A 13,526-nucleotide genomic window follows, 5' to 3' on the forward strand; every position below is an offset into this window, starting at 1 on the left:
TGGAGGAGTTACAATCTAAAGTCACGATCTGATTAAGTTATGTCCAGATTGGTTGTATTCTCACCTTGAAAGGGCTGCTGTATAGACGCAAGTAATTTCCCTAGTCAATCCATTCAAAAAGTGTTCAGCTTTGAAGGTGAGCAAGATTATTGGACCTACTTTGGTGGACTTAAAGTACGTATTTATAACTATTGTACTCTAATGTTACGCATTTGTAACATACGAATACATACATCCTCAAGAGTACTGCATTATGATAAAACTCTCTAAACTACTTTTCAATAGCTTCAAGTTACTATCACTATTGTTACTTTCGTTTCAAGTTTTCTCAAATGAAGCGCCTATTGTTGTATTAGATCCAGGGCATGGTGGGAGCGATACCGGCTATGTGAATGCAAACGGTTTAATTGAAAGCCGTATAGCATTGGACTTAGCACAAGAGGTAAAAAAAATTCTTGACCATTCATCAGTAGTTTCAACAGTCTTAACACGAGACAAAAATGAGTTAATCAGCTTATCTAAACGTATTAAGTTTATTGAAAGCCATCACCCAACATTACTCGTATCATTGCATACCTCTACAAGCCAATGCGAATCACTACAATCAACTTGTTATAACATAGCCTACTCATAAAGTCGAATATTAAAAGCCATACACTTGCAAAAACAATGGGTGAGAGTATAGCTATTGATTATAAAATAAATGACTTGAATTTCAGAGTTATCAACACAGACAGCCACCCTGCTATATTAATTGAATTGAGTATAGGTAATAGCAAAATTCCGTTAAAGACAATCGCATCTAAAATAGCAACAGGTATAACATCATTCATTAATCAAAGTAATATTTAGTAAAGCAAATTACTTATGATCAGAATAGTTTACCTGTTTATTATATTAACTATTACACCAATTGCTTCTTGTATTGGGTGATATGGTTTAGCTTTAGTGGCATTATTTATTGTTAAAGAGGTGCTGTTATTTATATGTTTTATTCTTAATAGGCTTAGGTCTTAGAAAAAGGTGTAGAATATAGAAAGGTAAAGTTACCTAGGTCAAGTCGCGATATTTTTCAAAATATACACACATTACTGAAGGAAAGGGACATGTTTATTCTGCTGTTAGTTTGAACGTTGTGCTCGAAAGGCATGCATTTTGAATTTTTTCACAATTTCCCAATATTAGCTAGTGCGATCGGTTTCTATTAGACCACTACACTCAACTCTCGAATTGCTTTGGAAAGAAAGCTGAGGGAACATTTCTCCTATATACTAAAATAGTGCTATTTGTGTTGGAGAGCCATAATGAGCCAAATAGAAAAAATCCTGTTGAATCTCACTCATGTTATTGTCAAAAAGTTTCCTGATGCTGAAACAGTCATCAAGCATTCCTTAACAGATGAGGACATCGAAAAGCTATCAACGCAAATTAACGCGCAATTTCCACAAGAAGTCGTTGATTATCTCAAAGCATCTTTACCAATGCCATGCTTCAGTGCTTTGCCTAATGATAGTAATGAAACACTCGGTACAGCTCAGTTTTACTTTTCTTTTGATGATTTTTCTTCTGCCATTGCTGATATGATCTCCCTTGCTAATGATAACCATGAGTGCGGTGCTGGTGAATACATTCAGCCGACCTTCTTTGATGCAAAGTGGCTTAAATTTGCTTATGACGATCTGGTCCGCCAATATTTATATATTGACCTCAACCCTGCATCTAAAGGTACATATGGTCAAGTTTTCCAGCAAGATCATCTTTGTGATGTAAGAAATGTCCTTGCACCTTCTATCACGGAGTTCTTTTCCGTGATGTTAGATTATTTTGAAAATCTAGATATAGATGCTCTCACAAAGTATTACACCGCCTATGAAAGTTTTTATGAAGATGACGACACAGATATCGATGAAGATGAACTTGATGAGCTAGCTGAAGCAGCTGAAATTCCTTTTGAATTCATTGATGATACAGAGCAGTATGAATGTGAAGAAACAGAACCACTCACGTCAGAAGAAGAAGCTAAAGCAATTGAAGATGAGTTTGGCTTAACAATGCAAGAAGCTGAGCAGTTTGCGTCTTTACAAGAACAATTAACAATTCAAAACTTCGACCTCGATTGGCAAACATTTACCGCATTGAGCCAGAGAATTATCTTCCATAAAATCCAAGCCAGTATAGTCACACAACCGATCCCTCTCGTTCAATCAGAGGAAGAGGCTGCGATAATCGGCCAACCTCTTAGTATGCTGGATTTTATATGCTCGCAACTTCAAAAGGTCCCAAAAGAGTTGATCACAGATGATATCGAGCATTCGATTGATGGCATGATGGATGCCTGCTGCACATTTTTCAGTCCATTGCGAGATGATGCCCCAGACCATCAAATCTTTGAATACCAAGTTTCCTCAGCCATTATCCAGTATCTGTCCTTCCGCGCTTATTGTGGAACATTGCAAAAAACTCAGCTCAATACCGATAAAATTCATCGAAAATTCTTTGATGCATTGAAAAAGTACTCAACTATGTCACCCTACAGTAACGAAGTGACCAAATATCTCTCTCGTTAAATAACTACATCGGGTTGAAGTTCAACAAAAAATAAGCTCCACACTTACAGAGCTAAATTTGTAGGCAAATATCTTCATTCGTGCACCCCCGGCTATCATGAGTTACAGTAAATAACTTACACACTATACGGCTAATATCGTCTATCAAGACTTACCCTCTCTAATAAGCTGCTTTTATCCAACTGAAAACAGTTGACATTGCAGTGAAATCACCCAGGATTGAGAGATTAACCATTGACGACTTTGAGCAATTACATCAAGCAGTCAAACCTGTCAGAAACCTACAAAGCCTTAGTCATAGGCTGTTGTTTATGGCTCCAGCAAAAGATGGATACTATTGTACTCAGTAACCCTGATTATAAAGCCGGTGACCCATGCCCTGCACTTTGTGGCGGTAGGCTCTATCAAATCAAGACGCCTGTTTTTTTTATCCGAATAGAGGGTGCCAACTATTCAATGCCATTCGTTATGAGTGACAAAGGGTACGTTGTGGGTTATGCGCATAAGCCAGGTGTCCATTAAATGGGGTGAAGATCATAAATACATATACAGTTACTTTGTAAAAAGACAATATATTTAAACTAAGTGATTTCATCCCGATTAGGCTAAAACACCCACGTAAAATTCAAATAACGAATAAAAATAGTGTTATAATATTTATCCATTTTATGGGTAATGTTGCTAATATAAGGTTAGCCAGAGAATCTAGATTAACGATTATACTGATGAAAATTGGAGCCTCGAATTAACTCAACATATTAGTAGAGTCCTTTACGTGAGTTATCAATATATTTATTGATAACGCCTTTTTCTTTCAATTTGTGCAAACCATAATTGAATAATTTTAGTACTTTTTCTGCATCAGGCTTAGCTTTTGAAATCAACAGATGATTGTAACTAATTTGAACTGGCTTGGAATGTGTTGTGAATTGAGCCACTACATTTTCAGGAAACAGTTTTCTCAACTTAAAGTAAGCGACATCCATATCTTCTAAAGTTAAATCGACTCGTTTCTCTAATACTAACCTTAAGCTCTGATCGAGTCTCAAAACAAACTGTACTTTAATATTTTTATTCTTAACTGCATCATAAAATTCAGGTGTATATGTATAACCAGTAATAGCCGCTATTCGATATTTTTTTAAATCATCATAACTGTCCCAGTCGAAAGTTGTTTCTTTCAAATAAATCCAAGTTGTTCGCTCTTCAACAATAGGGTCACTATAGAAATGATGCTTTCTACGCTCTTTTGAGTCTAACCATTGAGCAGTTGCATCAACAATACCATCTGCAGACATTTGATAGGCGCGTTTCCAAGGGTAGAATTCAAACTGTGCTTTATAACCTGCTATAGCAAATGCTTCTTTAATGATATGCGGCATAAGACCTCCATGTTTTAAAGATTTGGAGTTATATGGTGGAAACTCTCCCGTTGCAATCCTTAACGTTTGCTCAGCATACAGTTTACTTATAAGAGATGTGGTCAGCATTACCTCAATAATGATTAGTAAGATTCTCATTACATCCTCACACTACCTGACGCTATACAGTTTGCCTCTTGTTATTCAATAGAATAATTTACTAAATTCGCCAAACCAGAGGTGCTATAGTCAGCATTTCAGAGTACCTTGCCAACAATACATCGAAAAAACCGAATAGCAAAAACGGTTTAATCTGCTTTTCTCGATCTTAATACTGGACCAAACTCAACTTAAGCGTAATCAATAGGAGGATCGAGTAATGAAAACAATACATAAATACCTTTTAGAAGATGGTATGAACACCTTAACACTGAAGCAAGGTTATCGCATTGTCCGATCAGAATATCTGTTAGTTGAAAAAGCCGTTTATTTATGGATTGAAGAGTCATTAGCTATTACGACCCCAGAGTCTAGTTGCCAGTTTAAAGTTGTCAAAACCAATGCGCCTATCCCTGAAAACTATAAATACTTAGATACTGCGTTAGATCCCATTGAAGCTGAAGCGTATCATGTGTATCAAATACCTTCAGACGCTGAGTCTAAGTCCAAGCCGCAAGATCAATCTAGGGAAGTCCACTTCCCTCAAAGAATGCCACATAAAAATGTAACAGAGCTTTTGCAGCAGGTCGCCATACAATAAGTGCGATAGCTGAAAAGCTATAAATTAAGCGTATTTAATAGAAAATAGCGATCTGATAGAAGTTTTCATTTATCAGATCGTTAATCTAAATGGGTAGCTGAACAAAAATGATTTTATATTCTCTTGCCGTTATTGTCGGAATAGGCCTTTTGGTATGGAGTGCTGATCGCTTCGTCATTAGCTCTGCCTCTATAGCCCACCGTTTTAATGTGTCTCCTTTAGTTATCGGCCTAACTATTGTGTCTATTGGCACCTCTGCCCCAGAAATCGTGGTATCAGCTGTTGCAGGGCTCACAGGCTCAGGATCACTTGCTATAGGAAATGCACTAGGATCAAATATTGCCAACATTGGGCTGGTCCTGGGTATTACTGCGCTGGTAGCACCTATTGCTATTGATCGCTCATTGGTCAAACGTGAACTGCCAATGCTATTTATTGTCACCTTGGTTATCGGCTATTTGTTGTATGATCTAAAGCTCACGCTTATTGATAGTTTTATACTGCTGTTTTTTTTAATTCTTACACTTTATTTGCTGTTTTATAAAAATAGTGACTCTTCATTATCTGAGGAGTCAGATATTGCGAGTGAAGACATTAACCACTCACCTATGTGGAAAATAACAGGTTGGTTTGTATTTGCTCTGATTGTTTTATTAAGCAGCGCTAAAATTCTTGTATGGGGTGCAACTAATATTGCTAGTAGCTTAGGAGTAAGTGAATTAGTGATTGGTTTAACCATTGTTGCCATTGGCACCAGTTTGCCAGAGTTAGCAGCCTCTATAACCAGTGCGGTAAAAGGGCACCATGGGATGGCCATTGGTAATATCATTGGTTCAAACTTATTCAATTTATTAGCTGTATTGCCTATACCAGGTTTAATTGCAACTACATGGATAGAATCTACCGTATTAGTTCGAGACTACTCAATATTATTAATCAGTACCATTATTTTATTTCTTATCGTTGGGTTTGTTAAACGACAAACGAGCCTTAGCCGCTTTGCAGGATGCTTTTTGGTCATTGGTTATAGCAGTTATTTAATATGGATTTATCAAGCGAATCAACTCGCTTAGGAAATATCATGAATGAAAGCAAAAAGAGGGCTTGATGATGAAAATCAATAAAATACTCATACCGCTGGCTCCCAACCAAACCCTTAGTGATCAATTTGATCAAATATTCCAGCTGGCTGATGCTAATAAAGCTACTGTCACATTCTTTTCAATTGTAGAGGATCTGACGGCTGCTCGACTGGCAAAATATGTTCAGCAAGATCTTGCTCAAGATTTGATGAATGGGATTTTTAATAAGCAAGAGCAGCAATTATCAGCATATGCTACTCAGTTACAACGACTCTACCCTAATATTGAATTTACGACTGAGGTTGCGTCTGGCACAGCATTTATAGAAATAATTAACTTTTCCTTCACTCATGGCTATGACTTAATTGCTATCGATGCAAACCGAGGACATAAGCATCATGTAGCCCAATCAGGCAGTACAACTAGGCACCTCATGCGTAAATCGCCTGTTCCCGTGTGGACCACCTCCCGGAGTAAGCAGGCTCAAATTAAAGAAATTGTTGCAGCAGTTGATTTGGCTGCACCAACACCAGAGGGTATTGAGTTAAATACTATTATACTACAGAATGCTGCCTATCTTTCTCGTTCACTCAATGCCAGGTTGCATATTTTTCACGCCTGGCAACTACCAGGTGAAGCCTATTTTCGCAGCTGGGGGCGACTTAAGGAAACGGAAATTTGTTGTTATGCTGATGTTGAGCATAAAGAGCGGGAAATTACCCTGAAAAACCTGATTAGACATATTGATCTTGAAGATTTATCTTTGCAGTCGGCATTGATAGAGGGTGAGCCTGAAGATCAACTACCACAATACATTGATGACAATGCAATTGATTTATTATTGATGGGAACCCTTTGCCGAACTGGTATTGCAGGCTTTATCATTGGTAATCGGGCTGAGAGTATACTTGACTCGGTCACTTGTCCGGTGATAACACTCAAGCCGAGTACTTTTAAATCCCCAGTCATCAGAAACAAACATTAAATGATGTATATTTTCTACTATGTAACATAGAGATAACAGTGAAAAACGAAACCAATGAAAAGTTAATTGAGCCGCTCTATACCATTATTCATTGGTCAGTGCGGTTACTAGCTATTTTAATGGTGTTTGTTATCGTTATGGGTGTGGTTGATGTGGGGTGGACGTTATACCAAAAACTAATGTCCCCGCCATTATACATACTGACGATCTCAGATATGCTGGCTGCTTTTAGTGCATTTTTAGCTGTACTCATTGCCATTGAAATATTCATTAATATTACCGTTTACTTACGAGAAAATGTTATTCATGTCAAAATCGTCATGGCTACCGCCTTAATGGCCATTGCACGAAAAGTCATCATTTTAGACCATGAAGCACCTGACCCATATTATATTATGGCGTTAGGCGCTGTCGTCTTGGCAATGAGTATCGGATACTGGTTAATCCATAAATTACCAAGAAAAAGCCATTCTGAAGAATAGGTTGCGTTAGCACCTGCTCTATTGATCGCCTAATAGTAAATATCGTTTAGTCATTCCTCCTGTTAAATAGTACCAAAAGTTCCTAATCTGAAATCTATGAGTACAACCGATAATTTAGAAGCTGACTTTAAAATGTAAGGCAGTGAATGTTGCTACCTAACAGAGACACGAACTCTACATGTTAAAAGTTTTACTCTTTTCTATCTTATTACTCTTGGGGTTACTTGGATCTCAGTGGCTGCCTGGAGTAATCGGACCTACCTACGCTACCGTTGGCGATGTCATTCGAGTGCTGACGATGGTGGGGCTTTCCTTCATTATGATTCGTGTTGGCTATGAATTTGACATTGATAAGTCAAACCTCAAACAGTACGGTTGGGACTATGTTGTTGCGTTCACTGCAGCCAGCTTCCCCTGGATATTTGTCACATTTTACTTTGTTTTTGTTATGTTGCCTGCCGATACCTGGACAACATTGGCCGCATGGCAGGAGACGCTGTTAGCGGGGCGATTTGCTGCTCCTACGTCTGCAGGAGTGCTGTTCTCGATGTTGGTGGCAGCCGGTTTAGGTGCTACTTGGCTGTTCCGTAAAGCCCGAATTCTCGCTATTTTCGACGATTTGGATACAGTATTGCTAATGATCCCTCTCAAGATGTTTATGCTGGGTTTTGCTTGGCAGTTGGGACTAATCGTAGTGATCATAACAGTGATGCTGGCCGCAGCTTATGTATTTCTTCATAAGGTGCGTATTCCTATCAAGTGGCAGTGGGTACTTGGCTATGCAGTGGTGATCGCTGGCGTTAGTGAACTTATCTACACAAGCTCTAAACTGATTGATGAGTCAATACCCATCCACATCGAGGTATTGTTGCCATCCTTCGTACTGGGTTCGATCATAGCTTATCCATGCTACAATGGGGCTAGCGGAAGCGATCACCATCCCGAGATAGAGACTCGTACAGAAAGACAAGTATCTACATTAGTTGCTGGTTTTTTTATGGTCCTTGTGGGCCTGTCTATGCCAAAGATCCCTGGAACCGATCTTGCCCAGAGCGGAGCAATGATGGCACCTATTGAACCTACACTCCACGCAGCAGGAAGCACCGCAGCAGAGGCTGCGGCTTCTGAGATTGGTGGAGCAAAAGATGTTGGCCGTATCACAGCATCGCAACCGCCGATGGACTGGCCTGAAATCATATTTCACGTTTTGGCAATTACAATTATCTCGAACTTAGGCAAGATGTTTCCCGCGGTTTGCTATCGGAAGGAGGCTCATTGGCGGGAAAGGTTGGCTGTGGCTATTGGAATGTGGCCACGGGGTGAGGTCGGTGCAGGCATTTTAGTCATTTCCCTAAGCTATGGAATAGGAGGAGCCATAGTGACAGTGGCAATGCTTAGCCTGGCACTTAACTTATTATTGACAGGTGTTTTTATTTACATCGTAAAGCGTATTACTCTTCCGCTACCTGCCTATGCTCCAAACCGCACCTAAGTTTTTCCCATCTCTGTTCTACTGGATTAAGCTCTGGGGGAAATGGTTGAAGATTATCAAGATATTTATGGGTAATGCTAAGTAAAGAATTGGCGCTTACCTTCTAGCTAGGAGTTTCAACCCTTAAAGTTAGGTTAGTTGGTCAAAACTCTATCAAATGCTAACACCCCTCTAAAGCATTGTCATTAGAAGTATTAAATTAAAATTTTTTATTTATGATTGTTTTTAGTTTATTAAGTTGATCTGAATTTAGCTCTTGATATTCTTCATGTAATTCAGAGTTACAAATTAAACCTGTTTCCGATGTAAATGCAGCATAGATTGACCCTGCATTGTTATCAGGGTCAAAGACTTCTAGAGAAGGACTACAATACTCTGCCCCGCACCATGAGATGACTGCCCCATTATCAATAAACCATCTTAATGAACTTTCTATCTTTTTTTTCCATTCAAGTTCAATAGGCCAACATTTTATATATATTTCGATTGAGAAATTACATATACCAGCATTACCCCATTTCCTTGACTTTGTCTCAACTCTGCCTTCTCCCCAAATTAGTTGAAAAACATCATCATAAACAAAATTTTCTCTCTCTGATCCTCTCAACCAATAACCGTAAAAAATAAGCCCATCAACCTCATCTTGGTATTTTTCACCACCAGAGTACTCTTCAAACATCCAGTAAATACCCAAACTTTCTATGGTTTTCATAAGCCAAAGTTTTTCAACTGCTGAGGAGAAGGATTTACAGCTGTTACTATATCTCCCGCTTTTATTTTTCCTCGTAGCTCATTTTATGGAATTCTCATAATAATTGTTCTTATTATTTTTTGTCCCTCTTTTAATTTCATGACTTCTAAAGGGCTGTTACCATCCAGAGCTGGAACCCCTTGTTCTAGCCAACTAGTTACTCGTTCTAAATCTTCTCCCATTGACCAATATATAGCCTTAAATAAATCATTGTCGATTTTTAACTTACTTTCTCTGAGGGTATCAATTTCAGGTAAGTTTGATGCATATCTTTCCCACTTAATATCTCCTGGATATTCAGATAACAGTATCTTTAATCGTTTTGATAGTTCAATCATTTTTTAAAATTACAATATTCGAGCCCTTAGGATCTCGTGCAGATGGAGCTAAAATTCCATCATAGCCTTTTTCTTTCGCCCACTTACCAATTTGATGGGTTTTTTGGTAGCTATCGCCACTAATATCACTAAGGGTAATGTTAAGTTTTTTTCTAACCTTGGGATCAGTTAGATCCAATACATTCTTTAGACTCACCTCTTTTTTCACTGCAACTCGTCCCTGTAAAGCATTATAGTGTTCTATTTCTTTCTTAGCAGTATTTTGAGTTGTACCTGCATATACCCCACCACTTCCAGCATCTGTATACCGATGCTCAGAGTCTATATTCCCTTTATGCTGTGTCCAAGTCGTACTGACTCGATTAGGATACTCATACCGATATACAGTTCCATTAAACTCTTTACCTTTTGGAGAACTAGTTTTTGATAGATTAAATTCCTTTGTTTTAGGCCCCTTAATGCTCTTAAACAGCTTATACCCAACACCAGCTGTTACTAATAACTTAAATGCATCTTTAACAGCCTCAGCTTGATCTCCTGAATAACCATTGGCAACCATCATGTCGTATACAGCTGCACCGGTATGCTCAGCGGTTGCTAAGTTAAGTTTGTCTTGAAAACCTGTATTACTAAGAAACTTTAACTGTTCAAAATCTTTGTATGATCCATCCCCTAGTGTTAGATCTTGCCACTCAACAAAATCAGACTTGCCAACAGCATTGGCTACAAGCCTTGAAACATCTCTACACGATTGTAGATTTTGTTTACAGTCAAAAATTGCTTCTATATCTTGCTCAAAGCTTTTTTGCAAATACTTAGCAAGTACATCCTTATTACATTCATCTGTCTTACATTGACGAAACTCTTTCGCAGCTTTGACAAGTTGAGCATGGCTTAGATAGTTATATCGTGTCGCCTGCTGCGCAATCTTCGCTCCCTGCTCAGGATCACCACCCGCTAATGCCGTTGCAGTCACACCGATAATCTGTGAAAGGATTTCTACTTTTAAGTCATGATCACCTTCTTTAAACCACTTGCTCTGTGTGAGCTTATCGATCAGTAATTCATTAGCACCTGCCGCAATTGCACCTGACCTAAAATCGCCACCAGTGGCCTCACTAATTAAGCCTCCTGTAATCGCATGTAATACGACTTTCTGCGGACTGCCTTCTGCAAACAGGTTAGGGTATTCAACAGATAACTCACCAATCGCATTAAAGGCAATTCCTGAAGCAACATTACCTGCCGCACTCACCAGGCCTTGGCTAATGTTGTCACCAATACTGTCACCATGAACAGCACTGTTAACTAGTGCACCTGTCGTGGCATTAGCCACCTGCTGTAGGGCAAACTTCTGGATATCAGCTAAGTTTTTTAAATTAAATGATGTACTGCCATCAATGCCTAAGGCTGGGTTCACAACACCCGCCGTTAACCCAGCGGTTAAACCTGCACTAGCAATATTTTTTAAACCATCTTTAGAATTTGAGCAACGTTTTATCGAGGGTTTCCACTATCAGGTGATATGGCATTGACCCCAAATATTTCTTATCCCTCATTAGAGGTTTACTTATCGAGAGAGTTATAAAACACTAGCTAAGTTTGAGCAACTATGCGCATAAGTTCCTAATGACAGATTGTTCTGGTCAAACTAAACCGGACACATTTTAACCAAGCCACAAACTTATTACTAGAATAATGATGGTATGAAGCACTCAACTAACTGATTTATATGCAATTGATCGTCATTTAAACAATACTTATACGTCAAAGTGACGTAATATATTGCGTCACTTTACGTCTATCTACTAATACTGAGTTTATATACAGCATCATTTCACCTTAACAGCTATGTAATGTGTGCGGAGGTGATCATGGCAAGCCCATTACTTGAGAAAGTAAGAAAAGAAATTAAGGTTAGATACGACAGTCTAAAAACTGAGAAATGCCACTTATATTGGATACGACAATACTTTTGTTTTCTTAAAATAAATAATTTGCACTGAAAATGTATTCTTTTGCTTAAAATGAGATAATTTTTCACTTTGTGAAATAACAATTAATCCTTAAAGCCCTTACACAACAAGGCTTAGCGATTAATTATTGCCATGATTATATTTGCACAAAATTTTATGACGTAAAACCCGCAGTTGAGGGGAGGATGAGTGCTTTTTTCCAATCTTCTAATTACTTGATAGGAAATGATTGTAACTACTCATTAATAAACGACTGTAACAGGTAACTGAATAAGCACTTAACAATCAATTATTCAAAAAGACTTGTGCTTGTTAAAAAACTATCACATAGATTACCAACATTAATTAACAGACACTAACATAAATAAAGCTAAAATTATAAAGTAAGCAGTGACTCCACAAAGGAGTTTCTTACATGTAAATTATGGGTTAGTAAAATGGAAGCAAAAGTAGAAAAGACTTTTTCTTAACTATGATAATGGAATCAGGCCTGAAGGGTTTAAGCCAGCTCGCTTCTGGTATGTATTAAACTCAGCTAAAACTATTTGGAGGAATAAATGAAAGTCAGTTACTCAAAAAATATTACTGAAAAACATCCTAACCCTGATGGAAGAAGAGCTGAGTTTCAGTTCGCATTAACAGACTATCAACCTAAAAAAGGAAACTCAAGTGCAGGAGTAAAGCATAGTCATTCTGAAAATGCTGTCCGGTTAGCCTGGTGGAATGCCGATGGTACTTTTGACCCAATATCTTCAGCAGAACTACCTGAATGGGCTGTAAAAGACTTGATCAAGCTATGTGCTCAGAAAGATTTCATTAACATTGAAGATATTAATGAATTAACTATTGAGTTCAAAAAGTCTATTGAAAGACAGTTAAAGGAAAAAACCTAATATATGGATATATACAAAGCTCGATTATGAATTAGCTGATCAATGTAACAAAGCAAATACCTTTATATTACAACTCAATGTAATTTAATTATTTAAATCAGCAAACTCAAAGCAAAATACGCTCACATTAAATATTGAAATGCTATAATATCGGCCTTTTTCATTTCAAGAAGGAGCATTACCTTGAAAAATACAGCAAAATTTTACACCGCAATTATTGTATTTATTTTTTTAAGTATGCTTTCCTTGACCGTCTCACCAAATTTTTTAATATTTACAATATTTGTATCAGCACTCACAATAGGGTTAATTGCACTAGTCTTTTCTGGACAAAAAAACCAAGAAAAAGAAAATACATTAGCACCAAATGGACTAATTTTCAATTTAAACCGTTCTTTTTGTATTCTAGATAAACACAACCTTTTATTCAAACAAAGCAAGCTAGAAAAACCGAGAGTAAAAAAAGTTCATAAATATATAAAACAGGAACCATTATTTAATGACTGTATTGATTTCTTATATCGCTATAGAGATGACTTTGAAGACGAAATTGCTGATGGAAAACTAGACTGGAACAATGAAAATACTCAGATATTTTTTGAACTCATACGATCAAAACATGGACTATTTAACTATGCAGTAATACTTTCAATGCTAATACTCATTTCTGAGGAAATTAGGTTCAATGAACTGAAGCTACCATTAGAGTTTCTCAAAAACAAAGAATTAGAAACATTTATCAATGAAGTAGTTTTTTATGACTTATACCCATAACGAATCATTTTTAGGTGTAACTGAGTACCTAATCTGCAAACTCAGCTAATCCATTACCCATGATT

14 protein-coding genes are annotated in these 13,526 nt (G+C 37.6%); 10 read left to right on the plus strand and 4 right to left on the minus strand.

Annotated features, from left to right (window positions below):
* The first annotated feature begins 253 nt into the window (after nt 1-253).
* From ORQ98_RS27275 to ORQ98_RS27285, 3 genes are all read left to right on the plus strand, one after another.
* Entirely contained in the window at nt 254-634 is a 381-nt protein-coding gene (locus tag ORQ98_RS27275) for an N-acetylmuramoyl-L-alanine amidase family protein (protein WP_274691990.1), read from the plus strand.
* A 670-nt stretch (nt 635-1,304) separates the two neighbouring features.
* Entirely contained in the window at nt 1,305-2,567 is a 1,263-nt protein-coding gene (locus ORQ98_RS27280; protein WP_274691991.1) for an SMI1/KNR4 family protein, read from the plus strand.
* 327 nt (nt 2,568-2,894) lie between these two features.
* On the plus strand, nt 2,895-3,089 hold the full coding sequence (locus tag ORQ98_RS27285; RefSeq protein WP_274691992.1) for a hypothetical protein: 195 nt from the start codon (nt 2,895-2,897) through the stop codon (nt 3,087-3,089).
* Between the two features lie 236 nt (nt 3,090-3,325).
* Here ORQ98_RS27285 and ORQ98_RS27290 read toward each other — a convergent pair whose 3' ends face one another.
* Nucleotides 3,326-4,087 (minus strand): substrate-binding periplasmic protein, encoded by a 762-nt coding sequence (locus ORQ98_RS27290; RefSeq protein ID WP_274691993.1) that lies wholly within the window; start codon nt 4,085-4,087, stop codon nt 3,326-3,328.
* A gap of 220 nt (nt 4,088-4,307) precedes the next feature.
* On the opposite strand from ORQ98_RS27290, the gene ORQ98_RS27295 reads away from it, so the two are divergent.
* The 5 genes from ORQ98_RS27295 to ORQ98_RS27315 all read left to right on the plus strand — a co-directional run bounded on the left by ORQ98_RS27295 (nt 4,308) and on the right by ORQ98_RS27315 (nt 8,729).
* Nucleotides 4,308-4,688, plus strand: coding sequence for a DUF7352 domain-containing protein (locus ORQ98_RS27295; protein WP_274691994.1), 381 nt, complete (start codon nt 4,308-4,310; stop codon nt 4,686-4,688).
* A gap of 107 nt (nt 4,689-4,795) precedes the next feature.
* On the plus strand, nt 4,796-5,761 hold the full coding sequence (locus tag ORQ98_RS27300) for a calcium/sodium antiporter (protein ID WP_274691995.1): 966 nt from the start codon (nt 4,796-4,798) through the stop codon (nt 5,759-5,761).
* 34 nt (nt 5,762-5,795) lie between these two features.
* Nucleotides 5,796-6,755 carry a universal stress protein gene (locus ORQ98_RS27305; protein ID WP_274691996.1) on the plus strand — a complete coding sequence of 320 codons (960 nt, stop codon included), beginning with the start codon at nt 5,796-5,798 and terminating at the stop codon, nt 6,753-6,755.
* Between the two features lie 38 nt (nt 6,756-6,793).
* A complete protein-coding gene (locus tag ORQ98_RS27310; RefSeq protein ID WP_274691997.1) occupies nt 6,794-7,237 on the plus strand; it encodes a phosphate-starvation-inducible PsiE family protein in 444 nt (147 codons plus the stop codon).
* 178 nt (nt 7,238-7,415) lie between these two features.
* Complete coding sequence (locus ORQ98_RS27315) at nt 7,416-8,729, plus strand: cation:proton antiporter (protein WP_274691998.1); 1,314 nt, start codon at nt 7,416-7,418, stop codon at nt 8,727-8,729.
* 199 nt (nt 8,730-8,928) lie between these two features.
* Here ORQ98_RS27315 and ORQ98_RS27320 read toward each other — a convergent pair whose 3' ends face one another.
* From ORQ98_RS27320 to ORQ98_RS27330, 3 genes are all read right to left on the minus strand, one after another.
* Complete coding sequence (locus ORQ98_RS27320; RefSeq protein ID WP_274691999.1) at nt 8,929-9,441, minus strand: hypothetical protein; 513 nt, start codon at nt 9,439-9,441, stop codon at nt 8,929-8,931.
* A gap of 83 nt (nt 9,442-9,524) precedes the next feature.
* The gene (locus ORQ98_RS27325; protein ID WP_274692000.1) at nt 9,525-9,818 is read right to left on the minus strand and encodes an antitoxin Xre/MbcA/ParS toxin-binding domain-containing protein; all 294 of its coding nucleotides are present in this window, start codon (nt 9,816-9,818) and stop codon (nt 9,525-9,527) included.
* Entirely contained in the window at nt 9,811-11,319 is a 1,509-nt protein-coding gene (locus tag ORQ98_RS27330) for a DUF637 domain-containing protein (RefSeq protein WP_274692003.1), read from the minus strand. The genes ORQ98_RS27325 and ORQ98_RS27330 overlap by 8 nt, the downstream gene beginning before the upstream one ends.
* A 1,032-nt stretch (nt 11,320-12,351) precedes the next feature.
* Here ORQ98_RS27330 and ORQ98_RS27335 point away from each other — a divergent pair.
* Nucleotides 12,352-12,687 carry a hypothetical protein gene (locus tag ORQ98_RS27335; RefSeq protein ID WP_274692001.1) on the plus strand — a complete coding sequence of 112 codons (336 nt, stop codon included), beginning with the start codon at nt 12,352-12,354 and terminating at the stop codon, nt 12,685-12,687.
* Between the two features lie 183 nt (nt 12,688-12,870).
* Nucleotides 12,871-13,461 (plus strand): hypothetical protein, encoded by a 591-nt coding sequence (locus ORQ98_RS27340; RefSeq protein WP_274692002.1) that lies wholly within the window; start codon nt 12,871-12,873, stop codon nt 13,459-13,461.
* The last annotated feature ends 65 nt before the right edge of the window (nt 13,462-13,526 follow it).

Origin of the sequence: Spartinivicinus poritis, assembly GCF_028858535.1 — a bacterium.
Taxonomy (GTDB): Bacteria; Pseudomonadota; Gammaproteobacteria; order Pseudomonadales; family Zooshikellaceae; genus Spartinivicinus; species Spartinivicinus poritis.

Coding starts and splice junctions, on each gene's coding strand:
- ORQ98_RS27325 (WP_274692000.1), bottom strand. CDS start 9,818: ATGATTGAACTATCAAAACGATTAAAGATACTGTTATCTGAATATCCA.
- ORQ98_RS27335 (WP_274692001.1), top strand. CDS start 12,352: ATGAAAGTCAGTTACTCAAAAAATATTACTGAAAAACATCCTAACCCT.
- ORQ98_RS27315 (WP_274691998.1), top strand. CDS start 7,416: ATGTTAAAAGTTTTACTCTTTTCTATCTTATTACTCTTGGGGTTACTT.
- ORQ98_RS27290 (WP_274691993.1), bottom strand. CDS start 4,087: ATGAGAATCTTACTAATCATTATTGAGGTAATGCTGACCACATCTCTT.
- ORQ98_RS27320 (WP_274691999.1), bottom strand. CDS start 9,441: ATGAAAACCATAGAAAGTTTGGGTATTTACTGGATGTTTGAAGAGTAC.
- ORQ98_RS27280 (WP_274691991.1), top strand. CDS start 1,305: ATGAGCCAAATAGAAAAAATCCTGTTGAATCTCACTCATGTTATTGTC.
- ORQ98_RS27300 (WP_274691995.1), top strand. CDS start 4,796: ATGATTTTATATTCTCTTGCCGTTATTGTCGGAATAGGCCTTTTGGTA.
- ORQ98_RS27295 (WP_274691994.1), top strand. CDS start 4,308: ATGAAAACAATACATAAATACCTTTTAGAAGATGGTATGAACACCTTA.
- ORQ98_RS27305 (WP_274691996.1), top strand. CDS start 5,796: ATGATGAAAATCAATAAAATACTCATACCGCTGGCTCCCAACCAAACC.
- ORQ98_RS27275 (WP_274691990.1), top strand. CDS start 254: ATGATAAAACTCTCTAAACTACTTTTCAATAGCTTCAAGTTACTATCA.
- ORQ98_RS27285 (WP_274691992.1), top strand. CDS start 2,895: ATGGATACTATTGTACTCAGTAACCCTGATTATAAAGCCGGTGACCCA.